Here is a 24,357-nt window from a genome sequence, read left to right on the forward strand (position 1 = left end):
GCTTAAGCTCTGGCCGACAAAGTCAATGCTTGGCTGAGAAGCTTGGCAGTCACGTCGACCACGGAAATAACATCTGAGTACGCCATACGTGTAGGACCAACCACACCCAGTGTACCTAAAACCTTGCCATCGACTTCATACGGGCTGGCAATCACGCTGCATTCGCCCAACGCTGAATAGCCTGACTCCTCACCGATAAACACGCTGACGCCCTCGGCTTTGAGGCTGCGATCCAATAGATCCAGCAAATCGCGTTTGGTTTTGAAAGCATCAAACAAACGCTGAAGCGTTTCGATCTGACAGAGATCTGGCACGTCAAGTAGTTTTTGCTCGCCACTCAATACTACATCCTTGTTCTTCTGACTCGCCTCTTCTTCTGAAATAACACGCGAGGCTGCCTGCATCGCAGTCCGGTTTAAACGATGCATCTGATCGTTGTCATGGTGCATGTCTTCAATTAACAGGCGTCGTACGGCGTCCAACGAATTGCCTTTATATCGACTATTAAAAAAGTTTGCGGCTTCAATCAACTCAGCTTCGGTAAACTTATCCGCCGTCGGCAATACTCGATTTTGGACGCGCCCGTCTTCGGTAACTAAGATTGCCAATACCCGCGTATCGCTCAGACGTAGAAACTCAATTTGATGAAACCGTGCAGTGGCATGATTCGGCAGCACCACAACCCCAGCAAAGCGACTGAGGTCAGACAATAAGTCCGAGGCATGCGCGATCAGAGTTTCAGGATCAGACTCATTATTAAAGCGCTCTCGGAGCTCCGTCACTGTCGCGTTGGTCATGGGTGACGCTTTGATCATACTGTCGACGAATAAGCGATAGCCTTGTGCGGTTGGAATACGACCTGCCGACGTATGCGGTGACTTAATAAGTCCAAGCTCTTCTAGGTCCGCCATCACGTTACGCACCGTCGCTGAACTCACGTCAAGTTGCGGCAGTTTCGACAGAGTACGCGAACCGACCGGTTGACCTTCTTGGATATAGGTCTCTACCAGATTTTTAAGTACGTTTTCAGCACGAGCATCTAAGGTCATGAGGGGTAAATATCCGATATTAATATAGCCAATAAAACCAGTCAGTTTGATCGCAGGCGTTTTAATTTAAACCTCTTACCGTTCTGCCCTCCGGTATGAAGGTGATGAGCTTGACTGGACAAGCTCAAGGGTAATTAGCGACAATGGAACGCTACCAATCATAATTCAAAACCTGCATGTTTAAAACTATCGGCGTATTCGGCAAATTTCAAGACGCCAGCGTAGAAGCTCCGGTGAAAGCCCTGGCGCAACACTTAGAACAAAAGGGTTTGCGCGTTAAGCTTGGTCACACTACGGCTGCTGAGATTACGCGTGAGCTGCCGCAAGAACTACTGCATGATGCCATGCACGTGGATATCGACCTGGCGATCGTGATTGGCGGCGATGGCACGATGCTGCACGTCGCACGTAAAATGGCCGATGTGCAGGTTCCCGTCGTCGGTGTAAACCGCGGTCGTTTAGGTTTTCTGACCGACATTCCACTCAACAACATGCTGAGTGAAATTGATCAAATTCTACGCGGAGAGTACAGTATCGAGCACCGCATGATGCTCGACGTGACGGTCCGGCGCGGTGACGAAGCGCTTTACCATCAATCAGCGTTGAATGACATCGTTATTGGGCGTCATGCGCTGGAAAAACTCATCAGCTGGCAAGTCGAAGTAGATCAACAGTTTGTGACCTCTGCGCGCTCGGATGGTGTCATTATTGCGACACCGACTGGCTCGACGGCGTATGCGCTGTCGGCGGGCGGCGCCATAATGCATCCTGGTACGGACGTCATCTCCATGGTCCCAGTTTCACCGCACACGTTGTCCAACCGTCCGATCACACTGCCTGCGTCGAGCGTACTGAGCTTCACGATTCATAACCGAACAGAGAATTGCGCCCATGTTTCATCCGACGGTTTAATCGGTTACAGCTTGGTCGGCGATGAAACGGTCGAGATCAAGCGTTCCAGTCACTCCGTTAAATTAGTCCACACCCGGAGCTACAACTATTTTGCCATGCTGCGTGCCAAACTCGGCTGGGGAAGTGAGCAAGAAACGCGCTAGCTTCTGCCGAGAAATTGGTATACTCGCGCTATGGCACTACGAGAACTACATATCCGCAACTTTGCGATCATCAAACAGCTCGAAATTGAGTTTGATGACGGCTTAACTGTGGTTACCGGTGAAACCGGCGCCGGCAAATCGATCTTACTCGATGCGCTGGATCTGTTGCTGGGCGCGCGCGCTGAACCGGACCTGGTGCGTCACGGCGAATCTCAGTGTGAGCTGACAGCGTGGTTTGATATTCGTGGTCTCCAGTCCGTGCAGAGTTGGTTGCAGAAGCATGATTTGGTCGGCGAAGAGGATCAATGTTTGATTCGCCGCGTAGTCCGAGTTGATAAACCAACCAAATGTTATCTCAACGATCAACCGACCACCCTAGCAAGCCTAAAAGAACTCGGATACTTGTTGGTGGACATTCACGGCCAACATGAGCATCAATCGCTGTCGCGCTCAGCTGATCAACGCCGTATTTTAGATCAGTATTCCGGTCATGTAGACGCCATCGAGATGATGGCTAAACTCGCGAGCAAGATTCGTCGACTGGAAAAAGAACTGGGTACAACAACCCAAGTTCGTAGCGATAATGCCGACAAAATAGAATTAATTGAATTTCAACTCAGTGAGTTTGAGGAAGTCAGCGTCACAGAAGGCGAATACGCCGAGTTGGAAGTCGAATATGCGCGCCTGAATAATGCACAAGCCTTGATTGATGGCATTGAACAAGCGCTCGACAGGCTATTCCTCAATGAGGATGTAAACCTAACGTCTGAGTTAGGTCGACAAATTCATGCGCTCGGCGATCTGCAAGAGTTTGACCCGACACTCAATACCACGGGTGAGTTGTTGAATTCCGCGTTGGCGCAAATTGAGGAGGCCCGCAGCGAATTGAACAGTGTGCTCAACAAGATCGATCAGGACCCAGAGCGACTTCGAGAAATCGAACAACGCCGAGACACCCTAATCAACTTGGCACGCAAGCACCGCTGCAGTGAAGAAGCCTTGCCCGCCAAACATCAGGCCCTACTTGATGAGCTGGAAACATTGAAAGACAAAAGCTCGCGGCCAGAAAAGCTTGCGCGTGAAATTGCGGATCTCAAGAAGAGTTATACCAAAATTGCCCAAGCGGTGTCTGAAAAACGCCAACTGGTGGCCGAACAATTGTCAGCAGAAATTACGGCGCAAATGCAGGACCTAGGCATGCGCGGCGGCGAACTCTCTATTGCTGTAGAACCACAGATCAGCGATGAAATCGTGGTCACCGACCATGGGATTGATCAGATTGAATTCCTGGTCAGCACCAACCACGGTATGCCGCTTAAGCCATTAAATAAAACCGCGTCCGGAGGCGAGTTGTCACGTATTAGTCTCGCGATTCAGGTTATCACCAGCCAGAAACTCGACACACCGACCTTAATTTTTGATGAAGTTGATGTCGGTGTCGGTGGTCGCGTGGCACAAATTGTTGGTACACGATTGCGTGAATTGGGCAACCATGCTCAGGTACTGTGCATTACGCACCAGCCTCAAGTCGCCGCTCAAGGCCAACAGCATATTTACATCGATAAAGTCAGCGATGAACAGGGAACGTACTCCACATTGGTAAAATTGGACGCAGATGGTCGCACTGTCGAAATTGCACGAATGTTGGGCGGCGAAACCATTACCGATCGAACCCGCGCTCATGCGCAAGAAATGTTGGCAGCCAACCAGTAACCTAACCACCATGTCACACACAACTGTTCCTGTTCGTAAGGCCGTGGCGTCGGATATTCCGGCCATCCAGTCGCTGCTGAATCATTACGCAGCCATGGGTGACTTATTACCACGCACGCGCGCTGATATCGAGAATAACCTGGCTCATTTCCACGTAGTAGAAATAGACGGGGAACTGCTGGCCTGCGGCTCACTCGAGCACTTTACCGAAGAGCTTGCTGAAGTACGCAGCCTAATGGTTCGCACCGACATCAAGCGATCCGGGCTTGGTCGAGCCATTGTGCAGGAATTAATTCATTTGGCACGATCACGCCAGGTGAAACGACTGATGGCACTCACCTATGTGCCGGATTTTTTTCATCGAATGGGCTTCAAAACCGTTAACAAAGAGATATTTCCCGAGAAAATCTGGGGAATTTGTGTAAACTGCTACAAATTTCATAATTGCGATGAAATCGCGGTGTTGATGGAACTTTAAACGTCGCACACAGTTAAGCATCAAAACCGAGATCAAACCAAGCACAGAACCATGATCATCCTGACTAGTAAAAACGCCAAGTTAATCGCTCTTGCTGCAGCATGCGCACTCAGCCTCAGCGCCTGCATTCGGCCCTACCAACCTGACATTCAGCAAGGCAATATCATCAACAACAGCGATCTACGTGAAATTCGCTATGGTATGAGCAAACAGGAAGTCCTGTTTATTCTTGGCACACCCATGGTAATCGACCCATTCAATGAGCAACGCTGGGATTATTTCTATTCCAAGCGTGATCAAGCCAAAAAAGAAACGTCTCAGCGATTGATTACGGTGTTATTTGAAGGCAACAAGCTGGTCAAATTAACGGGCGATGTCGATTTAGCTAACGTTCAGCAACTCGAACCCAGCACTGAAGACAAGCAACATGGCGGCACGGTGATTACCGAGCCGACACAACCAGAGAAAGGTTTGCTAAATCGCTTGGGAATCTTGGATAGCCGTAATTAAGTTGCCGAGTGACGCTCAGCAACATATGTCTGAAACGATCAGGGTCTAAGGCGGTGCTCATCACCGCCTAAATCCATTAACCCGCGGTCTTAAATGCGTCCAAAAATTCAGTGATACGTTTCGCATTGGCGCCCAAGTCACTGACCCCAATGCGTGACACTGAGCGCAAGTCAATCAAGCTTCCTGCCTCGGTGCTCGTGACGCGCACCACGATATCATCTTTGAACCCCCAAAGTTTAGTGGTATCTGTGGCTTCCACGATCCCCGCTTCGGCATTGACGTTCACCACGTCCCAACCCAACTCCACGGCTAAGGCAGCAGCACGCTCGACCGCTGCCGGTTTAGCCAGCGACGACGCCAGTGTTCTTACCGCCGGGTAGGCTTGCGACTGCACAGGACCAAGCACTTCCGCGTTGTAGGCCAGCGGGTTGTGCTCTGCGGCACGGACTTCGGTTATCACATCAAATACCGGCGGATTTTCGATATCCGTCGAAATATTGTGGATTGGCGGAACCCCGTCGGCGCCAAATTTCAATGCGGCCACACCCAGAATCGGCACCATTGCAATCCAGGCAGCCAAACGTGCTGATTTCGCCAAGCCGGGGTTACTGCGTCGTTTCCAAAACGTGACAATCATACTGAGCACGAACAATCCCAGTGCCAGAAACACAGACCATTTAATAATGCTGGCGCTCACACCAAAGCCAAATAGATCCATACGAAAACCGAGCACCGCAAATGGAAATCCCAGCAAGGCGATAACCGCAGAAATTTGTAATAATTTATTCATAACCGATTCTTTTCAAACGTTAATTTCGACGCGCTGAGAGACGCGACAACTTAGCTGAAAGGACCTCATTGGGCTCGAATTTCAGCTCTGCAAGTAGCTGGTCCGCCAGCTGTGGCTGATTACACACTAACACCATATCGCACCCAGCGTAGATTGCACGTTGCGCGCTTTCAAGAATTGATCCGGGATTATCGGTCGCATCAACGGCACCTTGCATACTCAGGTCATCACTGAAGATGACGCCTTCAAACCCGAGCTTTTGACGCAGGATGTCCTGCAACCAAAAACTGGAGTATGTTGGGATATGTTCATCACACGCTGGAAACTCTACATGCGCCGACATAACCCCGTCAATTTCGTCAATCAACGCACGGTAAGGCCGCAGGTCGTGCTCAAAAATCGCCTCAAAAGCTCGACCGTCAGTCGGCAGACAATGATGTGAGTCATTCGCAACCCCGCCATGCCCGGGAAAATGCTTAGCTATCGACACCATACCCGCAGCGTGCATACCATCAATATACGCGCCGAGCAACTCAGCAGCAACCGCAGGGTCTGAGTGAAAGCTGCGGTCTCCAATCACCTCGCTGGCCTGACTGCAAACATCAAACACAGGCGCAAAGCTGATGTCTATACCAAGCTCAATCAACTCGCTGGCCATCGTGAACGCTGATGTGTATGCCGCCATAGGCGCAGTGTGCTTATTCTGCTCCCACAATTCGCCAAAGTATTGCGCAGCAGGCAATCGAGTAAAGCCTTCCTGAAAACGCTGTACCCGTCCACCTTCTTGATCAACTGCCACCAACAAGGCCGGTGAACGCAAGGATTTAATGTGAGTAATCAGTGCCTGCAGTTGTTGTTTGGAGGCAAAGTTACGCGTAAATAAAATCACCGCACCGACGCTCGGGTGCCGTAATCGGTCAATTTCATCAGGCGTCAGAGTTAGACCTGCTACATCGACCATCACGGGTCCAAGAGGCTGATATTCGGGCGTGTTCGGCATAGTCACTCAGTACTCAATAGTTATTCAACAATCTGGACCTGAGTGCCAATCTCCACCAGGTCAAATAAGGTCATGATATCTCGGTTACGCATTTTTACGCAGCCATGTGAACTGGGTTGCCCCATTGGGTGACTGTCCGGACACCCATGCAGATAGATATAGCGTCGCTGTGTGTCGACCAAACCACCACGATTAAAACCTAACTGCGTGCCACATAACCACAAAATACGCGTCAGTATCCAATCTCGTTGGGGAAATGCTGCAGACAAACAAGGCGTGTAAATTTCGCCGGTTGCACGACGACCAACAAATACCGCATTCTCTGGTGCGTCTGCACCAATTTTCGCTCGAATCCGATGCTCACCCAACGGCGTGCATTCACTTCCAAAACGCTGACCAACCCCGTTTCTCGCAGTCGAAACTTGCGCTTCAAAAGCTTTCTGATGTTTGGCATCAAATCCTTCGAGCCTTTGCTCGGCCACGCGTACGGTCAATTTTTTTAAAACGACGCTCATGCGCTCAATATATGCTCAATCAGCGCATCACAACCACGATCCACCAAGCTGAAAACGTGTTCAAAGCCGGCTTCACCTCCGTAGTACGGGTCGGGTACTTCGTGTTCATCTACCGTACCGGCCTGATTGGCGTACGCCAAGAATAACGACACCTTAGCGTGATAGTTTTTTGGCGCGTAGTACTGAATTAGGTCCAGGTTGTCGGCATCCATGGCAAGAATATAGTCATACTCGTCATAATCGAGAATCGAAATCTTGCGAGCTCGAATAAAATCCATATCGATACCTTTACGCGCAGCTGTCGAGCGCGACCGAGGGTCGGACTGCTCTCCGACATGGTAAGCATGCGTACCGGCCGAATCGATTTCGATTCGATTACCCAATGCGCGGGCTTCCACCTTGTGTTGCATGACACCGTGCGCCGTCGGCGATCGACAAATATTCCCCATACACACAAATAACACTTTGGTCTTCATTCGCCCCCCTGTTGCGAGGCTTCCAGCATCGATCGCACACGTTCCAGATCTTGCGGCGTATCCACGCCAATCCCAGTAAAATAATCGACTTGTTCAACCATAATCGCATCGCCATTATCCAAAACACGCAACTGCTCCAACGATTCAGTGGTTTCAATTACGCTCGCAGGTAAATCTGGATACCGCCGCAGATAGCCCGCTCGATACGCATAGATACCGATGTGATGCCAAGCTGACGTGGTGCGCTGATCACGTGCAAACGGAATCGGCGCGCGCGAAAAATACATTGCCTGACCATCACGCGCAAACACTACTTTGACCACATTTGGATTGAAGATATCCGCATCATCCTCGATTGCTTTGGCGGCCGTCGACATCACCGCATGCTCGGCTTGGGTTAGCGAATCGGCTACCTGATCGATTAGTCGACTAGGTATCAACGGCTCATCGCCTTGCACGTTAACCACCACCTCATCGTCTGACAGCCCGAGTAAAGTGACTACTTCGGCCAGACGATCGCTACCACTGACATGGTCGGCTCGAGTCATACAGACTTCACAGTCCGCATCACGCAGCACAGCCGCGATGCGCGAATCATCGGTCGCCACGATAACGCGACTAGCAGCCGACTGGTTCGCGCGGTCGACCACGTGCTGAATCATCGGCTTACCGCCGATATCCGCCAAGGCTTTGCCTGGCAAGCGTGTCGACGCGTATCGCGCCGGAATAACGACCGAAAATGTCATGCTTAGGTCTCGGATTTTAACTCACGAGCTTCTTCTTCAAGCAACACCGGTATGCCGTCTCGAACTGGATACGCCAGTCTGGCTGATTTAGAGATCAGCTCTTGCTTTTCTGCATCATATTCAAGCGGCCCTTTGGTCACTGGGCAACACAACATTTCTAGAAGTTTGGGGTCAATACTCATAATTTTATGAATTGTTAATACATGAAAGCCGGTCCAGCAACGCGTGATCAAAGCCGGAGCTTAGTTGCGCGCTGACCGGCACATACCAATGCCGATGATCCGCTATTTTGTCACATTTAACTGCATCTTTTTCTGTCATCAACACAACAGCATCGGCACCAAAATCGATATCCGCTGCGGTAAATTGGTAATGATCTGGAAATGCATGCGGGATCACGGTAAAACCCAGTTGTTCACAGGTCCTGAAAAAGCGTTGCGGGTTGCCGATACCTGCGACAGCGTGAATCCGCCCTGACGAGGGCGGCACCGCGGTATTTGATGACGCAACGGCCGTGAGCATATCGGGCACCAACTGCATTGTGAATCCGCTTGTTTTTGAATTCGGACCAATGTGATGAATTAAAAAATCCAGATGCGCCTGCCGCGCTGGTGATTCACGATACGGGCCTGCGGGCAATAAATAGGTGTTGTGGCTCGGCCTTGTTTGATCGATCAAACACACGTCAACGTCGCGTGCGAGAGCATGATGTTGTAATCCATCATCGGACACAATGACATCTAAGTCACCGTTCGCCACCAACCGTTCGATATCCGCGCGTCGATTCGGACCTATTACGATAGGTACTCCGGTGCGGCGTGCCAAAAGGCTCGGCTCATCACCGGCCAAGCGCACATCGGTAGTATCATCAACCAACAGCGGAAAATCAGTGGCCCGACTGTGATATCCACGACTGATGATTCCAACGCGCAGACCCTGTGCTTTCAACAGTTGAACAATATGCACGACTAACGGGGTTTTGCCGGTTCCGCCAACGGTTAAATTTCCCACCACGATCAACGGCACCGGTGGACGATACACCGCACGCAAGCCGACTTGATAACTCAGACGGTTCAGCTCATAGGCACCGCGATAAACCTGGGACAATGGCCACAGAGCCTTGGTCAGCCAATTCGGCGTTTCCCAACCAGCAGTTAGTGTCTCTCGGAGTGCCATTATAGGGTTACTTACCAAGCACTAACGATTCCAGAAAAAGAACCCTTTCTTATTCGGGTGACTGGATTGCGCACGATGGAGGTCTGCGTACACACCACCTTGACGCAACAGTCTGCGATGCGGCCCTTGCTCTACGATTTTGCCATGATCCAACACCACAATGTTGTCGGCGCTTTCAATGGTAGAGAGCCTGTGCGCGATCACCAACGATGTACGGTCCTGCATTAAGGTCTCAAGCGCGTCCTGAACGTAACGTTCGGACTTATTATCCAATGCAGACGTAGCCTCATCAAGAATCAGAATCGGGGCGTCTTTATAGATGGCGCGCGCAATGGCAATCCGCTGCCGCTGACCACCTGAGAGCCTCAGTCCACTCTCACCGACCACGGTTTCTAAGCCCAGCGGTAATTCGTGAAGAAACTCATCAACGTGCGCCGCTTTGATCGCGGCTTGTAAACGCGCTTCGTCATACTGATCCAACATCCCATACATGATATTGCGGGCGATCGTATCGTCGAACAAGGATGTTTCCTGACTCACCAGGCTGACGTGATCACGCAGATCATTAAGAACTAAGTCATTCAGATTGTGTCCATCCAGCAGAATTTCACCAGTCTGTGGCTTATAGAAACGCAGAATCAAGGACGTTATGGTGGACTTGCCACTTCCACTAGGCCCAACCAGCGCAATACGATCACCAGGCTTGATCTCGAAGGTCAGACTGTCTAACACGGGTTGTTCATCGTCATCCGTGTAACGAAAAGACACATTATTAAACTGAAGATGACCATGGGTCTCAGTTAATGCGACGGTGCCAGAGTTCTGCTCTGGCTCTGCATCAATAATACTAAACACGCTGTTGGCGGCGGTTACCCCGATCTGGATTTTTTCATTCACCTTGGCCAGACGTTTGAGCGGACTCATCAACATCATGCACGCCATAATGTAAGACACAAAAGAAGCTGCTGACTCAGGACCTTCACGCAAGTGGTTGAGAAATATATACAAAATAAGCGCTAAAATCGGTCCAACCAGCAGCAGTGTGGAGGGCACGATTCCGGCTGACACCTTGGCACGCTTCAGGTTTTGCCGCAGATTAAAGTTATTCGCATTGGTGAAGTTCTCAAATTCCTGCTCTTGACCACCGTACACTTTGATAACCTTGTGCCCAACTGAGGCTTCCTTGACGGTGTCTGCGATCCCGCCCATGGAGTCTTGTATGTCTTTACTGGTACGACGGAAGCGCTTATTGGCGTAGCGAATAATGCCAACCAGGAATGGTATGGTCAGCATAAAAATCAGCGTGAGACGCCAATCCTTATAAAACAGCCAAGCAATTAACCCTAAGGACACAACCGAGTCCTTAAATAAGATAGATAAGGTATCGGTGGTCGCGACTGCGGTCGTCTCAACATCATAGATTAATTTCGATACATTCTTCGACGATGAGTTTTTGTCAAAATAGCGTGTCGGTAAACGCAGCATATTTTGAAAAACATCCTGCCGAATCTCATAGATAACCAAGCGCCCTACCTTGGCCATGGTGTAGTTAGCGATGAAACCAAAAATCGCCCGTGCGAAAACCACGCACATCAGCATAATACCAGACCAGCGAACGAACCATTGATCACCAGAAAGAAACCCGTTTTTCAGGACTTTCTCTATAAAGGCCGCGACGGACGCTTCGATCAATCCGGTCAACACCATAAAACCGATCGCCATCAATAAAAGTCGCGCATGCCGGAATAAGTAGCGAAGCAAGCGCACAAACACGGCGCGTGCGTCGAACGCACTGCCATCAGTCCTGGTCACTGCTGGCGGATTAATCGGTTCGGTCATCAGAACTCGTGCTAACTATCAGTAAACTGCTTGGTTGCAAAGGTTATATTAGTCAAACCCAGTTCTTGGGCTACATCCATCACTTTGATAACAGCTTCGTGTGGTGCTTTTCGATCAGCACGAATAATCAATAATAGTTTCGGCTGATTCTGATACTCACTAAGCGCGCGCTTAAGCGTGTCGCGGTTTGAGTTCAATAGCGGTTTTGACGAGCCATCTGTACCAGTGGCGATAGCGTACTCAGAACTGGCGCCAATCTGAATTTCTACATTTTGTGGCGGCGCAACCGCCTGCTCACCCGATGATTCCGGCAGATTAATTTTGAGTGACGTCTCTTTGGTAAACGTGGTTGAGATCATGAAAAAGATCAACAACAGGAACACGACATCGATCAACGGAGTCAGCTCGATCCCGGTTTCATCTTGTATCTCGTCGGTACCGAAATTCATGAGTGTTTTGAGGCGTCCAACACGGCCAACGCGTTTTCTTCCAGAATAACGCGTAGCTCAACAATCCGACCACGAAAATGGCGATAAAACATCAGACAAGGAATACCAACCGACAAGCCCGCAGCTGTCGTGATCAGAGCTTCTGAAATCCCCCCCGAAAGAATGGTTGGGTCGCCCACGCCGCTAGCCGTAATCGTGGTAAACACTTTAATCATGCCAATAACGGTTCCAAGCAGTCCCAGCAACGGTGTGATGGAGGCAATAGTCCCGAGTGTATTGAGATAGCGACCAAGTCGATGCACGACCATTTTTCCAGCCTCTTCGAAACCTTCACGCATGGAGTCTGAACCATAAGGCAGATTGTCTAGCCCGCCGGCCAATACCGTTCCCAGTGGTGAGTGATTACGGATCACATCGATTTTTTCTGGCGTGACACGTTTAGATCGCATGAGTTCCAATACTTGCTGACGTAGCGTTGCGGGCGCAACCTGCTTAGTACGCAGCGTCAACATACGCTCAAATACAATGGTGAGTGCAACCAGTGAGCAGATTAGGATAATCCACATGAGTGGGCCGCCTGCTCTAAATAATTCAAACATGGATTACCTGTCTCTATCCGTTAATGGCTGGAAAACGAGTGATTATTCACACCGTCGCGATTGAACCAATTACCTTGGTCCGCCGTTACGCACGACGCGCGTTTTATTCACGGAAGTCTACCAAACTATCTGTGTTGATTGGATACTTTTTGGTAATGCCAAAAGCGTTGTTTCACCGTACGAAAAGTGCTAACTCGATATCCATCGAGATCAAAGCGCAATTGAATCGATCCAGAGTCCACCGTTGAACGTACATCGATGTCTCGCGCTCGATAACGGGTGATCACGTCGTCGTGTGGATGCCCGTAGTGATTCAAGTATCCGGCGGCCACCAACGCCATCGATGGCGCAACCGCATCGATAAAATCCGGAATCGATGAGGTTTTACTGCCTTGATGCGGAATCAACATAACATCCGCGGCTAGAGCGTGCGGGTCACGACGAAGCAAATCGCGCTCAACTGCTTTTTCAATATCACCGGTGATCAAAACGCGCTGCCCTAAATGCTTGATGAGCAACACACAAGAATGATTGTTACTGCCCTCGGGCGTCTGCGGATCAGGCCCAAGAAATTCAAACTCCGTCAACCCCATTGCCCAGTGCTGCCCCTTCTGGCACAACTGCGCATCAGATACTCGATCGACGCGACTGGTATAAATTTCATCAACCGGCAATTGATCCAGCACGTCCTGCAGACCGCCAATATGGTCTGCATCAGCGTGACTTATCACCAACGTGTTAATTCGCCGATACCCCTGAGTTCGCAGATACGGCATCAGCACAGCTTTCGCGGTGCTAAACCCTGTACTGTATCGAGGCCCGGTGTCGTACACCAACACACCACCAGCAGTTTCCACCACCATGGCCAGCCCCTGCCCCACATCGAGCAAAGTTAACTGCATTTGCTGCTTGGGTAAGGAAACAGATCTTGCGCTCAACCCAAGCATCAAACAAAGCCCCAAAAGAGGGATTGATTTGCGCTTACCAAACTTGAGAGCCACACCCGTAAGCGCAAACCAACACCATTGCCATAGACTGATTGAGGCTAAGGGTAACGCAGCATAATTGAGTTCGGCGAGCCACAATAAGCCCTGCGCAATGTGGTCGTAGACCACCATTAAGAGATTTAAAATAGGTGTAGCAACCCAGCCCTGACCCAGTGTCAACAGTAATGCTGCCAACAATGTCGCTGGAATCAATAACAAGCAAAACAAGGGGACGGCGACTAAGTTTACGATTGGCGATATCAACGATACTCGACCAAAAAACAACAGAGTGAGCGGAAGCATCCCCAACCAGAGGGCAAGCTGTATACGCACCAACCCCACCTGCCCACGCCCCTTAGCCACCAACGCGATTACCAACACCGCACCGCAAGACAACCAGAACCCCACATCCAGTATCGAATTGACGTCCAACAGTAATAGCATTGCAACTGTTAACAGCAATATCCGCAATAGACTTTGCGGGCGTGCAGCGAGCTGACAAGCGCAATAAATGATCAGCATCACGAGCGCACGCTGAGTTGAGACTGCAAAGCCGGCCAATGCGGCATAACAGATGCTGGCCATCAACGCGGGCAATAACGCGGCAGACTGTCGTGGTATCACCGTGTGCCAGCGAATGAATGGCCAGCTTATGAGTCGATACAAACCCAATGTGGCGGCGAACACCAAGCCAATATGCAGCCCCGATATCGCCATCAGGTGGGCAACACCAGTCACTTGAAACGCATCACGCAACGCAGGTTCGAGCTGTGACTTGTCTCCGATTACCAATGCGAGAATCATGTGTTTGCCAGCCGAATCCGATGCCATGCCTGCTAGCTGTTGACGCAAACGTGCACGCCAGCCTGCGCCCAAGCGCACCTCCTGCGACAGCAAACTGGCCTGGTCTGGTGTGCGAATATATCCCTGCGCAACAATACGATGCCTAAATAGGTAGCGCTCATAATCGAATGCGCCCCAGCTGGCAAACCCGTGCGGGCGTTTCAGGCGAACGGTGAGCTGCCAAACTTGACCGGGTTCCACCACCCAGTCACAGCGATAACAACTAAGGCGCAGGCGTTGACCTGCCAACGCGGGATAATCCAGCGCACTACGCACTTGAAACTCAAATTTGGTCACAGCCTCACGCTGGTCTGGCAAACCAGATACCACACCAACCAGACGCAAATCTTCCCGCTCATACTGGTGCGGAAAAGCAACTGCCAACTGCGTGTTAAAACTCCAACATGCCCAACTCAAACCGATACTAGCGGAACAAACCAGTCGACCGAAAGGTCGATTACGCCACAACACTAAACAGCACCCGGCGACCAAGGCGGGCCAAGTCCAATCGGGGAGCCACGGCAACAACAAAACAATTGATACGCCACACGTAAAAGCGAACAGGCAGGCTGATGACCCATCAGCACGACCGATGAGCGGCAGCCAGTGGCGCTTATACGCGCATACACATCGCTCCCAGCGAAATCGCGCGTAGAGGCACAGAAATATATCTCGCGCACGCCGGGTGCGCTGTAAGTTGAAGTCCACATCCAATCCTTTGCATATCCATTAGTCCGTCGCGCTAACTCGGTGTCGCTAACGCGTTTCAAACTGATTTTTTCGCCATCCTGGCGCCATCCATGATGGCCGATAATACACATTTGTTACATACCGCTAAAGTATAATAACACTTATGCATCGATACACCTATAATACCGCTGCTCAAGAAAACACTCGGGTCTACCACTCCACGCCAACGTGAAACTTTTTACCAGTCTGCGGAAATATTTACCTACTGTTAAGGAAATCCAACAGTACCGTTACCTGCACATATTCGGTGACAGTCTGAAACAACAGGAGGTGTGGAGTTTCAATCGCCAAAGCACGGCAAAAGGGGTAGCGATTGGCCTTTTTTGTGCATTTTTACCGATGCCGTTTGAGATGGTGCCTGCCATTTTTCTAGCGGCACTCATGCGCGGCAACCTGCCGTTTGCGATCGCGGGTATTTGGGTGTCCAACCCGCTGACTTGGATCCCCCTGTACACGCCGTGTTACTTACTCGGTGCCGCGATTATCGGTGTCCAACCAGTGGAACTTCATCAGATAACCATATTCCAGCTGGGTTGGCATTACGTGGCATTATGGCTGGGCTGTTTGATCGTTGGAATTGTTTTGAGTGTCAGCGTTCACTTTTTAATCAGCTTTGTGTGGCGTTCTCAGGTACGTCAACGTTGGCGTCTGCGTCAGCAAGGACGCTTAAAGCGCGCCGAATCCTCAGAAGTCGACACACATTCTTCGCTGTAAATAAGCTGTAACGGAGAATTAACTGATTTTTCCGAGCTCCAAATGCAACACGGTATCCATTTTATTCGCGAGTTTGACATCGTGCGTTACCATTACCAGCGCTGTGCCGACACGCGCATTGAGTTCCATCATCATCTCGAACACATTCATCGCAGTCGCCTCATCCAAATTCCCGGTTGGCTCGTCTGCTAACACAAGAGCAGGTTCGGTGACTAACGCCCGAGCAATCGCAGCACGCTGACGCTCACCACCTGATAGCTCAACGGGGCGATGCTCAAGGCGGTGCCCAAGTCCAATCTCATCCAATAATACCGCCGCCTTTTGTTTTGCTTCGCGTGCATCTACGCCACGAATCAGCAACGGCATCGCGACATTTTCCAACGCAGTGAACTCGGGCAGCAAGTGATGAAACTGGTATACAAACCCGAGATATTGATTACGTATAAGGCCACGCTTTCGATCTGACAAGCCCGACATTTCTTGACCGTCGATCCATACTGAGCCAGTGGTCGGCAGGTCAAGGCCACCCAATAAGTGAAGTAAGGTGCTCTTACCCGATCCAGACTGGCCGACAATAGCGATACGTTCTGACGGCTCGATATGCAGATTGATGGACTTCAACACCTCAACATCATTCGGCCCTTCGGTGTAGGTTTTGCCCAGTTGCTGACAATGTAAGATGGCGGTTTGACTCACATGAGACTCCCTAGCTATTCGTAACGTAATGCTTCGGCCGGCTGCGTACGGGACGCTTTCCAGGCCGGTGGCAAGGTCGCCAACATACTGATCAAAATCGAACCGACCACAGTCATTGTGACGTCGCCCCAGCGTAGCTCAGCCGGAAAATCCGTCACCATATACACACTCTGCGGCAACAGTTCGTAACCAATCATGCTTTCGATAAACACAATAATTTCCGCCAGATTGAGCGACGTCGCAATACCCGCCACCGCGCCAACGGTGGTGCCAACAACTCCGGTCGTCACACCCTGCACAAAGAAAATACCCATGACGCGAGCTGGTGACAAACCCAAAGTGCGCAGAATCGCGATATCGGCGCGTTTCTCATTCACCACCATAATTAAGGTCGACACAATGTTGAATGCGGCGATAATAATCAACATAAACAAGGTGATAAACACCATGCGTCGCTCTACATTCAGAGCACGAAAAAAGCTCTCGTGTTGCGTGGTCCAGTTATCCACAAAGTATTTATAGTTCAAGCCGGTGGCCAACTGCAGCGAGATTTCGCGGGCCATGTAGGGATCGTCCAAAGTGATGCGCACGCCGCTGATCAAATTGCGCGCCTTGTATAAGGTTGCAGCATCCCCCAAATGGATGTATGCCAAGGCACTGTCAAACTCATCTGGTCCGAAGCCGCCAAAAATACCGACCACCTCAAATCGTCGTTGACGCGGCATCAAACCGGCCGGTGTCGATTGGCCACGGGGCGAAATAATCGTGACTTTGTCGCCGATATTCGCATTGAGCTTGTACGCCAAGCCTTCACCGAGCACAATCCGATACTTGCCTTTTTGCAGCGCGTCAAAGCGACCCTCATCCGTATGTTCGGCAACATCTGAGACTTGAGACTCCAGCTCAGGCACCACACCTTTGATCATAACACCGGTGACAGCACTGTTGAGTGTGGCTAGCCCTTGCGAATGGATATACGGTGCGTAACCACGAACTCCTTCCAAGCGCTCAATCGCTGGTGTCACCGACTGCCAGTCCGACAACCAGCCACCCTGCCCGGTGAGCGTGACATGTGGCGCCACATCCAACACCCGACCACGCAACTCTTTGCCGAATCCGTTCATGATCGACATCACAGAAATCAGCGCCCAAACACCCAATGCCACACCTAGAATCGAAATAGCGGAAATAAACGAGATAAAGCCATTTCGCCGTTTCGCACGCGAGTAACGCGAGCCAATCAGCAGCGGGATATTGGTTTTGGCCATGAGGGTATCAGTCTGCTTCAGGACGCATGTGGGGAAACAGCAACACGTCACGAATCGACGGCGTATTGGTAAACAGCATTACCAGCCGATCGATTCCAATGCCTTCCCCGGCGGTTGGCGGCATACCGTATTCGAGTGCTCGAATATAGTCGGCGTCGTAATGCATGGCTTCGTCGTCGCCCGCGTCTTTTTCGCTCACCTGATGCTGGAAGCGCTCGGCTTGATCTTCTGGGTCATTCAATTCAGAGAACCCATTGGCAATTTCACGACCGGCAATGAACAGTTCAAACCGATCCGTCACGAAGTCATCGTCATCATTACGACGAGAGAGTGGCGAGACCTCAACCGGATAATCCGTAATAAAGGTCGGATCAATAAGCTTCTCTTCCACCGTTTTCTCAAAGATTTCGATCTGCACTTTACCTAAGCCATAGGAATCCTTAATTGGCACCTTCAGCTTCTTAGCGTATTGCACCAAAACGGCACGATCCGTCAGATCTTGCTCAGACAGTTCCGGATTAAACTGCAAAATCGATTTGGCCACGCTGATGCGGTTAAACGGCTTGGCAAAATCAATCTCCAAGTCCTGATACTGAATCGTGCCAGACTTGGCCACCTCGGTCGCGATTCCACGAAACATTTCTTCCGTGATATCCATCAGGTCGTGATAATCCGCGTACGCCAAGTAGAATTCAAGCATGGTGAACTCCGGATTGTGGCGTGTGCTCAAGCCTTCATTGCGGAAGTTACGATTGATCTCGAACACGCGCTCGAACCCGCCGACCACTAGGCGTTTCAGGTACAGCTCTGGCGCGATTCGTAGAAACAGCTTCATGTCCAGTGCATTGTGGTGCGTTTCAAACGGACGCGCTGCGGCACCGCCTGGAATGACTTGCATCATCGGTGTTTCAACTTCCATAAACTCTTTATTAATCATAAAGTTACGAATATAACTTATGATTTTGGATCGAGTTTGAAACACATGTCGACTATCGGCATTCATGATCAGGTCGACATAGCGCTGGCGATACGCGGTCTCTTTGTCAGTTAAGCCGTGGAATTTTTCAGGCAGTGGACGCAACGATTTCACCAACAGCTCGATCGATTCGGCTTTAACGCTCAGCTCGCCCTTATTGGTCTTGAACAACACACCCGTAGCCGCGACGATGTCACCAATGTCCCATTTCTTAAACTGATCGTTATAGAAGCCTTCCGGCAACGCATCCCGTGCCACATACACTTGCATCCGCGCAGTCCGATCTTGCAAGTGCGCAAAGCTCGCCTTACCCATAATGCGGCGGCTCATCATGCGCCCAGCGATGGATACCTTAACCGCCTTTGCTTCCAGCGCATCTTTATCCAGTTCACCGTACTGGGCGATGATATCGGCGGCGAGGTGTGTCGGACGAAATGTGTTTGGGTATGCCTGCGCAGACTCACGCCATGCGTGTAATTTTTCGCGACGCTGGTGGATTAGTTCGTTCTCATCAACGTGTGATGGCTCGTTATGGTCTTGATTGCTCACGGCTTCTCTTGTTGTTACCTGGTTATGTAGTCTGCAACGATCGTGTTACAAACCTTGTTTTAAACTTGCTTCAATAAACTGGTTTAAGTCGCCATCCAACACCGCTTGGGTGTTGCCGGTCTCGACGCCAGTACGCAAATCTTTGATGCGGGACTGATCTAACACGTAGGATCGAATTTGGGATCCCCAGCCGATGTCGGACTTCTCGTCTTCCACGGCTTGCTGTTCAGAACGGCGTTTTTGCATCTCGTGCTCGTACAAGCGCGCTTTGAGCATCGACATCGCCGCATCTTTGTTACGATGTTGTGATCGATCACTTTGGCATTGTACGACAATCCCGGTTGGCGTATGGGTAATGCGCACCGCCGAGTCGGTTTTGTTTACATGCTGCCCACCGGCCCCACTGGCGCGGTAAGTATCTATCCGTAAATCGGCTGGGTTAATGTCTACTTCCACGTTGTCATCGATCTCAGGATAGGCAAATACTGACGCAAAGGATGTGTGACGCCGATTACCCGAGTCAAAAGGCGATTTACGTACCAATCGATGCACGCCAGTTTCAGTACGCAGAAAACCAAATGCGTAATCGCCGGTGACCTTGACGGTCGCACTTTTAATGCCCGCGACTTCACCATCGGAAAGTTCAACGATTTCAGCTTTAAAACCCTCGGATTCCGCCCAGCGTAAATACATACGCAGCAGCATATTGGCCCAGTCCTGAGCCTCGGTACCACCTGAACCAGCCTGAATGTCGATAAAGGCATTATTCGGGTCCATGGGACCGGAAAACATACGTTGAAACTCCAATTTGGCCAACGCTTGTTCGATTAACTCAAGATCTGCGGAGACTTCGTCCACCACAGACTGATCGTTCTCTTCCGCTGCTAATTCCAGCATTTCCATGCTCTCTGAGACGCCCGAGCTAACTTGCTCTAACGTGTCTACCAGACGCTCCAAGCTTGATTTTTCCTGACCCAGCTTCTGCGCGTACTCAGGATCCTCCCAGATTGACGGATCCTCCATCAAGCGCAGAATTTCTTCTAACCGCTCACGCTTGGTGTCAAAGTCAAAGATACCCCCTGAGCAGATTACCGCGCTGCTCGAGGTCTTTACCCTTCTCAATAATTGGATTAATTTCCATGTTCATCAAAGACAGTTACTTAGGAAGACGGCTGGTACGCGAAACCCCATTAAATACACTAGCAATGCGCGCTGGTTGGGAGCGAAAGATACCGTAAATCGAAGTGTAATAGAACTAAAAATTAGGCAACGTTCTCGCACTAACCAGCTGTGACCAGCTGATTATTATGTTTTGGGTGTCAGCCGCCGGAAATAAGCGCCGAATTAGAGCGCGTCACTCCCCGTTTCGCCGGTACGAATGCGCACGACGTTATCCAGCTCCGTGACAAAGATTTTGCCATCACCAACCTTGTTGCCTTTGGCCGAGTCGATGATCGCCTCAAGTACCTTGTCGAGAATATCATCACTGACGGCGACTTCGATCTTAGTCTTTGGAATAAAGTCAATCGCATACTCTGCACCGCGGTAGATCTCGGTGTGACCCTTCTGACGACCAAACCCTTTCACTTCGGACACGGTCATGCCCATAACCCCGATAGCGGACAAAGCGTCTTTTACATCATCCAGTTTGAACGGTCTAATAATTGCCGTTACCAATTTCATGTATTACTCCTGAAAGTTATGAAGTGAACTCACCGTGTAGGGAGTCGCTGATGGCGTAGGAACGACCTCGAGCAAGTTAAGTAGACACTGCAGCGAGGCCCTTCACAGTCTAAGAAGCGACCCGCAACTCAAAGTACGCCGACTCGTTGCCCACTGCAGACCAAACAATAACAGTCGATAATTAATCAGAGACTCTCTGTCGTAAATAGTAATAAAACCAAGGGCAAAAAGATAGCGTGACACTTCACCTCAGGCACGGTTTTTTATTGCTATCACAGGGTCAGCCTTTTGCGTGCAGCCGCGTACTCACCAGCCATTTTCGCCACGCGATCTGCGACGGTGTCCACGGCATCAACCGCTCCGATACCCTGCCCACAACCCCAGATATCTTTCCAGGCTTTGGCATCGCTTTTCTGATCTGAGCCGGTTAGGGATTGCATGGCACTGATGTCGCCCTTGGGCAGATTGTCGGGGTCCATACCTGCGGCAGCAATACTGGGTTTCAAGTAGTTACCAGAGACGCCGGTAAAATAGTCTGAGTACACAATATCATCGGCATCGCTGTCGACCACCATTTGCTTATAAGCTGGTGCCGCGTTAGCTTCTTTGGTCGCAATGAAAGCCGATCCGATGTAGCCAAAATCTGCGCCCATGGCCTGTGCGGCCAAAATTGAATCACCCGTGGCGATACAGCCTGACAAGGCCAGCGGGCCATCAAACCACTCACGTGTTTCCTGAATCAACGCAAAGGGGCTTTGTGCACCGGCGTGTCCCCCGGCACCAGTTGCGACCGCAATCAGGCCATCGGCACCCTTCTCTATCGCCTTGCGCGCGAAGCGCTGATTAATCACGTCGTGAAATACGATACCGCCGTAAGAATGCGCTGCCGCGTTAACATCAGGGTTTGCCCCCAGCGAGGTGATGATAATCGGCACCTTGTATTTCACACACAGCTCCATGTCCTCATGCAAGCGAGCATTACTACGAAACACAATCTGATTCACCGCAAATGGCGCGGCCGGATTGTCTGGATTTGCCTGATTGTGACGATCCAGTTCTTCAGTAATCTCTTGCAACCAACGTTCGAATTCACCTTCTCCCCGCGCGTTCAGCGCTGGGAATGAGCCAACAATACCGGCTTTACACTGCTCTAATACCATCTCTTTACCAGACACGATGAACATAGGCGCTGCAATCGCCGGGATTTTTAGATTTTTCAAGATTTCAGGAACGGACATAATGGATTAATTTTTATTCTAGTGGTTATGTGTTTGCCGTGCCCAACTGTCGGCAACTCAAAACTGGGCTGCTCAGCGACAGGACGCGGTGCTTCGTTGTGGTATTAAACCTATTCTAGACCAACTTGCCAAGTAAGCGGATCAGATAGGGACTATTCAGGGCAGCAATTGCGCTCTGTGGCTGCGGGTTTCAGGGTGATGTTGTCGAGACTATGGAAGTCGAACTGAAATTTGCGCGCCGCCCCACCGGCTGTCACCAATTTCAAGCTCACCGCCATAGGCCTGCACTATACCTTTCACAATGTGCATGCCGAGTCCATGTCCAGGTGTCTGAGAGTCCAAGCGCACGCCACGCTGCAAAATGGTGTCACGTAGATCCGGCGCAATACCAGGGCCGTCATCCTCAATCACCATTTGAATCTGAGATCGGGTATGGTCCGCAGAAGATATGGTGTCGATGCGCACTGAAACGCGCTGACGCGCCCATTTGCAAGCATTGTCCGCCAGGTTACCCAGCAACTCCATCCAATCCCCTTTATCACCGTGGAATTGCATAGACTCCGGCATCGAGAACTCGAGCATCAGCGCCTTATCGACATACAATTTTTGCACGCTGCTCATGATGTCTTGCGAGACATCGAACACGGCCAGAGGTTTCGCAAACCGCGTTCGCCCCACGGCGGAAGCACTTTGCAACTGGTAATCAATAATGGTGCGCATCGAGTTAAGTTGTCGTTCAACCTCGGCGTTGTTCTGACGACTGTAATTAAGCCCAGAGAGAATCGCGATAGGCGTCTTCAAACTATGCGCCAGATTCCCCAGCACCTCTTTCTGTTGCTCGATGCGTTGCTCTTCATGCTGCAACAATTGGTTTAGGTTCTGGGTCAAGCGGTTAACCTCTTCAGGATAATCTTCGTCAAACCGACGACGTTTGCCGGTTTCGATCATGCCGACCTGGCGAATCACACGTCCCAGTGGCTTGAGGGCCCAAACGAACAATCCCAGTAGCAACCCCAAAAGCGCCAAACCAAGCACCAACAGCCACAGCATTAATTGCTGTCGATATTCGTCAATGCGCTGCTGATAGATGCCTGCATGCTCGGCCACTCTGACCACCAGTGGTATGTCACCCTGTGCTGTCTCCCAGCTAATTCCCAACGTCATTTGGTATAACCGTGGATGCGACGGCCAGCGCAAATCACGGCGAAATCGAAAATCACCCAACTGACTGCTGGGCACCGGTAGAGTTTCACCTAATAGCGAACGCGATTGCCATAACACCTCACCGTCAACATCACGAATATCGGCAAACAAACTGGACTCAGCCTGCGACAATCGCGGCTCAGGAAGTGGTGTTGGCATCACCACACGCCCGCCCTCGAACTCGAGGTTGCCGATCAATAGCAAGATTTGATTGCGTAGCGCGTCTTGTGCATTGCTAATGACACTTTGTTCAAATGCGCGCGACAAAGCCACACTCATCAGACCCAAGAACACCAGCAGGATAAAACTGGCAGAAATCAGCAATCGATGACGTAAAGAGTACACGCGCGCAGCAGGCTCCGTTTATTTCTCGTCGCGCGGAATACGAAAACGATAACCTCGTCCTCGTTGAGTCTCAATCGGTTCCAGCGTTTGTTCCGGGTCGAGCTTTTTACGCAGGCGTCGCATAAACACTTCGATCGTATTGCTGTCGCGGTCATCATCTTCTTCATAGATGTGATCCACCAACTGGCGCTTGGACAACACTTTACCGGTGTGCATCATCAAGTACGATAACAAACGGTACTCATACGCCGTCAGCGACAATGGTTCATCGTAAAGAAACACTTGCTTAGCTGAGGTGTCGATTTTAATTGGCCCACATACAATAGAATTGTCTGCCATCCCGACCGATCGGCGCAGTAACACCTTAATGCGTGCCGCCATCTCTTCGGGATGAAACGGCTTGGTCAGATAATCATCACCGCCGGCCTCCAGCCCCTCGACTTTCTCCTGCCATCGGTTGCGCGCCGTGAGGATTAATATCGGATAAGCGTAGCCTTCCTGGCGCAATGTCTTAATCAATTGCACGCCATCAAGTTTCGGCAACCCTAAATCAATAATCGCCAAGTCGACCGGGTATTCACGTCCGTAGTAAAGGCCCTCCTCACCATCATTCGCGACATCGACCACGTAATCCAAAGCCCGCAATCGATCCGCTAGCTGTTCCTGCAACTTCAGCTCATCTTCCACAATCAAAATTCGCATCGTGCCCTC

The 24,357-nt window shown here is 50.7% G+C and carries 25 protein-coding genes; 5 read left to right on the forward strand and 20 right to left on the reverse strand.

Going from position 1 to position 24,357, the window contains the following annotated elements:
• Positions 1–2: 2 nt before the first annotated feature.
• Entirely contained in the window at positions 3–1,049 is a 1,047-nt protein-coding gene (gene hrcA, locus IE055_RS13305; protein WP_189402036.1) for a heat-inducible transcriptional repressor HrcA, read from the reverse strand.
• Positions 1,050–1,225: 176 nt separating this feature from the next.
• Here hrcA and IE055_RS13310 point away from each other — a divergent pair, with 176 nt between their 5' ends.
• Genes IE055_RS13310 through IE055_RS13325 form a run of 4 tightly spaced genes read left to right on the forward strand, consistent with a single transcriptional unit; the run spans position 1,226 to position 4,805 of the window.
• Positions 1,226–2,104, forward strand: coding sequence for an NAD(+) kinase (locus IE055_RS13310; RefSeq protein ID WP_189402038.1), 879 nt, complete (start codon positions 1,226–1,228; stop codon positions 2,102–2,104).
• Positions 2,105–2,134: 30 nt separating this feature from the next.
• Entirely contained in the window at positions 2,135–3,817 is a 1,683-nt protein-coding gene (gene recN, locus IE055_RS13315; protein ID WP_189402040.1) for a DNA repair protein RecN, read from the forward strand.
• A gap of 10 nt (positions 3,818–3,827) precedes the next feature.
• The gene (locus IE055_RS13320) at positions 3,828–4,295 is read left to right on the forward strand and encodes an N-acetyltransferase (protein ID WP_189402042.1); all 468 of its coding nucleotides are present in this window, start codon (positions 3,828–3,830) and stop codon (positions 4,293–4,295) included.
• A 51-nt stretch (positions 4,296–4,346) separates the two neighbouring features.
• Positions 4,347–4,805, forward strand: a complete 459-nt coding sequence (locus tag IE055_RS13325; protein WP_189402044.1) for an outer membrane protein assembly factor BamE — start codon at positions 4,347–4,349, stop codon at positions 4,803–4,805.
• A gap of 76 nt (positions 4,806–4,881) precedes the next feature.
• On the opposite strand, the gene IE055_RS13330 is transcribed toward IE055_RS13325, so the two are convergent.
• The 11 genes from IE055_RS13330 to IE055_RS13380 form a co-directional block, all read right to left on the reverse strand.
• Positions 4,882–5,595, reverse strand: a complete 714-nt coding sequence (locus IE055_RS13330; protein ID WP_189402046.1) for a DUF1499 domain-containing protein — start codon at positions 5,593–5,595, stop codon at positions 4,882–4,884.
• A gap of 19 nt (positions 5,596–5,614) precedes the next feature.
• Entirely contained in the window at positions 5,615–6,595 is a 981-nt protein-coding gene (gene nagZ / locus IE055_RS13335) for a beta-N-acetylhexosaminidase (RefSeq protein ID WP_189402048.1), read from the reverse strand.
• 20 nt (positions 6,596–6,615) lie between these two features.
• On the reverse strand, positions 6,616–7,110 hold the full coding sequence (locus IE055_RS13340) for a L,D-transpeptidase (protein WP_189402050.1): 495 nt from the start codon (positions 7,108–7,110) through the stop codon (positions 6,616–6,618).
• Complete coding sequence (locus IE055_RS13345; RefSeq protein ID WP_189402052.1) at positions 7,107–7,586, reverse strand: low molecular weight protein-tyrosine-phosphatase; 480 nt, start codon at positions 7,584–7,586, stop codon at positions 7,107–7,109. The genes IE055_RS13340 and IE055_RS13345 overlap by 4 nt, the downstream gene beginning before the upstream one ends.
• A complete protein-coding gene (kdsB, locus tag IE055_RS13350) occupies positions 7,583–8,332 on the reverse strand; it encodes a 3-deoxy-manno-octulosonate cytidylyltransferase (RefSeq protein WP_189402054.1) in 750 nt (249 codons plus the stop codon). Before kdsB ends, IE055_RS13345 begins: the two co-directional genes overlap by 4 nt.
• Positions 8,333–8,334: 2 nt before the next feature.
• A complete protein-coding gene (locus tag IE055_RS13355; RefSeq protein ID WP_189402310.1) occupies positions 8,335–8,508 on the reverse strand; it encodes a Trm112 family protein in 174 nt (57 codons plus the stop codon).
• Between the two features lie 10 nt (positions 8,509–8,518).
• The gene (gene lpxK / locus IE055_RS13360) at positions 8,519–9,508 is read right to left on the reverse strand and encodes a tetraacyldisaccharide 4'-kinase (RefSeq protein WP_189402056.1); all 990 of its coding nucleotides are present in this window, start codon (positions 9,506–9,508) and stop codon (positions 8,519–8,521) included.
• Positions 9,509–9,529: 21 nt separating this feature from the next.
• Positions 9,530–11,347 carry a lipid A export permease/ATP-binding protein MsbA gene (gene msbA, locus IE055_RS13365; RefSeq protein WP_189402057.1) on the reverse strand — a complete coding sequence of 606 codons (1,818 nt, stop codon included), beginning with the start codon at positions 11,345–11,347 and terminating at the stop codon, positions 9,530–9,532.
• 11 nt (positions 11,348–11,358) lie between these two features.
• Positions 11,359–11,796 carry an ExbD/TolR family protein gene (locus IE055_RS13370; protein ID WP_189402059.1) on the reverse strand — a complete coding sequence of 146 codons (438 nt, stop codon included), beginning with the start codon at positions 11,794–11,796 and terminating at the stop codon, positions 11,359–11,361.
• The gene (locus IE055_RS13375; protein WP_189402061.1) at positions 11,793–12,395 is read right to left on the reverse strand and encodes a MotA/TolQ/ExbB proton channel family protein; all 603 of its coding nucleotides are present in this window, start codon (positions 12,393–12,395) and stop codon (positions 11,793–11,795) included. Before IE055_RS13375 ends, IE055_RS13370 begins: the two co-directional genes overlap by 4 nt.
• Positions 12,396–12,520: 125 nt before the next feature.
• The gene (locus IE055_RS13380) at positions 12,521–14,932 is read right to left on the reverse strand and encodes a DNA internalization-related competence protein ComEC/Rec2 (RefSeq protein ID WP_268244547.1); all 2,412 of its coding nucleotides are present in this window, start codon (positions 14,930–14,932) and stop codon (positions 12,521–12,523) included.
• Between the two features lie 210 nt (positions 14,933–15,142).
• Here IE055_RS13380 and IE055_RS13385 point away from each other — a divergent pair, with 210 nt between their 5' ends.
• Positions 15,143–15,688 (forward strand): DUF2062 domain-containing protein, encoded by a 546-nt coding sequence (locus tag IE055_RS13385; protein WP_189402065.1) that lies wholly within the window; start codon positions 15,143–15,145, stop codon positions 15,686–15,688.
• 18 nt (positions 15,689–15,706) lie between these two features.
• Here IE055_RS13385 and lolD read toward each other — a convergent pair whose 3' ends face one another.
• The 8 genes from lolD to IE055_RS13425 form a co-directional block, all read right to left on the reverse strand.
• On the reverse strand, positions 15,707–16,384 hold the full coding sequence (gene lolD, locus IE055_RS13390; protein WP_189402066.1) for a lipoprotein-releasing ABC transporter ATP-binding protein LolD: 678 nt from the start codon (positions 16,382–16,384) through the stop codon (positions 15,707–15,709).
• Between the two features lie 14 nt (positions 16,385–16,398).
• On the reverse strand, positions 16,399–17,652 hold the full coding sequence (locus tag IE055_RS13395; protein WP_189402067.1) for a lipoprotein-releasing ABC transporter permease subunit: 1,254 nt from the start codon (positions 17,650–17,652) through the stop codon (positions 16,399–16,401).
• A 7-nt stretch (positions 17,653–17,659) separates the two neighbouring features.
• A complete protein-coding gene (gene lysS / locus IE055_RS13400; protein ID WP_189402068.1) occupies positions 17,660–19,177 on the reverse strand; it encodes a lysine--tRNA ligase in 1,518 nt (505 codons plus the stop codon).
• Between the two features lie 45 nt (positions 19,178–19,222).
• Positions 19,223–20,318, reverse strand: a protein-coding gene (gene prfB, locus IE055_RS13405) for a peptide chain release factor 2 (protein ID WP_189402069.1) whose coding sequence is annotated in 2 segments (ribosomal slippage) — positions 19,223–20,245 and positions 20,247–20,318 — 1,095 coding nt in all. Because the reading frame shifts where the segments join, the coding sequence is not laid out codon by codon here.
• A 203-nt stretch (positions 20,319–20,521) separates the two neighbouring features.
• Entirely contained in the window at positions 20,522–20,860 is a 339-nt protein-coding gene (locus tag IE055_RS13410) for a P-II family nitrogen regulator (protein WP_189402070.1), read from the reverse strand.
• 272 nt (positions 20,861–21,132) lie between these two features.
• Positions 21,133–22,098: an NAD(P)H-dependent flavin oxidoreductase gene (locus IE055_RS13415; RefSeq protein WP_189402072.1), complete on the reverse strand. Its 966-nt coding sequence runs from the start codon at positions 22,096–22,098 to the stop codon at positions 21,133–21,135.
• A 210-nt stretch (positions 22,099–22,308) separates the two neighbouring features.
• The gene (locus IE055_RS13420) at positions 22,309–23,646 is read right to left on the reverse strand and encodes an ATP-binding protein (protein WP_189402074.1); all 1,338 of its coding nucleotides are present in this window, start codon (positions 23,644–23,646) and stop codon (positions 22,309–22,311) included.
• 18 nt (positions 23,647–23,664) lie between these two features.
• Positions 23,665–24,348, reverse strand: a complete 684-nt coding sequence (locus IE055_RS13425; RefSeq protein WP_189402076.1) for a response regulator transcription factor — start codon at positions 24,346–24,348, stop codon at positions 23,665–23,667.
• Positions 24,349–24,357: the final 9 nt, after the last annotated feature.

This window comes from Arenicella chitinivorans (genome assembly GCF_014651515.1).
GTDB lineage: Bacteria > Pseudomonadota > Gammaproteobacteria > Arenicellales > Arenicellaceae > Arenicella > Arenicella chitinivorans.

Coding starts and splice junctions, on each gene's coding strand:
- hrcA (WP_189402036.1), bottom strand. CDS start 1,049: ATGACCTTAGATGCTCGTGCTGAAAACGTACTTAAAAATCTGGTAGAG.
- IE055_RS13310 (WP_189402038.1), top strand. CDS start 1,226: ATGTTTAAAACTATCGGCGTATTCGGCAAATTTCAAGACGCCAGCGTA.
- recN (WP_189402040.1), top strand. CDS start 2,135: ATGGCACTACGAGAACTACATATCCGCAACTTTGCGATCATCAAACAG.
- IE055_RS13320 (WP_189402042.1), top strand. CDS start 3,828: ATGTCACACACAACTGTTCCTGTTCGTAAGGCCGTGGCGTCGGATATT.
- IE055_RS13325 (WP_189402044.1), top strand. CDS start 4,347: ATGATCATCCTGACTAGTAAAAACGCCAAGTTAATCGCTCTTGCTGCA.
- IE055_RS13330 (WP_189402046.1), bottom strand. CDS start 5,595: ATGAATAAATTATTACAAATTTCTGCGGTTATCGCCTTGCTGGGATTT.
- nagZ (WP_189402048.1), bottom strand. CDS start 6,595: ATGCCGAACACGCCCGAATATCAGCCTCTTGGACCCGTGATGGTCGAT.
- IE055_RS13340 (WP_189402050.1), bottom strand. CDS start 7,110: ATGAGCGTCGTTTTAAAAAAATTGACCGTACGCGTGGCCGAGCAAAGG.
- IE055_RS13345 (WP_189402052.1), bottom strand. CDS start 7,586: ATGAAGACCAAAGTGTTATTTGTGTGTATGGGGAATATTTGTCGATCG.
- kdsB (WP_189402054.1), bottom strand. CDS start 8,332: ATGACATTTTCGGTCGTTATTCCGGCGCGATACGCGTCGACACGCTTG.
- lpxK (WP_189402056.1), bottom strand. CDS start 9,508: ATGGCACTCCGAGAGACACTAACTGCTGGTTGGGAAACGCCGAATTGG.
- msbA (WP_189402057.1), bottom strand. CDS start 11,347: ATGACCGAACCGATTAATCCGCCAGCAGTGACCAGGACTGATGGCAGT.
- IE055_RS13370 (WP_189402059.1), bottom strand. CDS start 11,796: ATGAATTTCGGTACCGACGAGATACAAGATGAAACCGGGATCGAGCTG.
- IE055_RS13375 (WP_189402061.1), bottom strand. CDS start 12,395: ATGTTTGAATTATTTAGAGCAGGCGGCCCACTCATGTGGATTATCCTA.
- IE055_RS13395 (WP_189402067.1), bottom strand. CDS start 17,652: ATGGCCAAAACCAATATCCCGCTGCTGATTGGCTCGCGTTACTCGCGT.
- IE055_RS13410 (WP_189402070.1), bottom strand. CDS start 20,860: ATGAAATTGGTAACGGCAATTATTAGACCGTTCAAACTGGATGATGTA.
- IE055_RS13415 (WP_189402072.1), bottom strand. CDS start 22,098: ATGTCCGTTCCTGAAATCTTGAAAAATCTAAAAATCCCGGCGATTGCA.
- IE055_RS13425 (WP_189402076.1), bottom strand. CDS start 24,348: ATGCGAATTTTGATTGTGGAAGATGAGCTGAAGTTGCAGGAACAGCTA.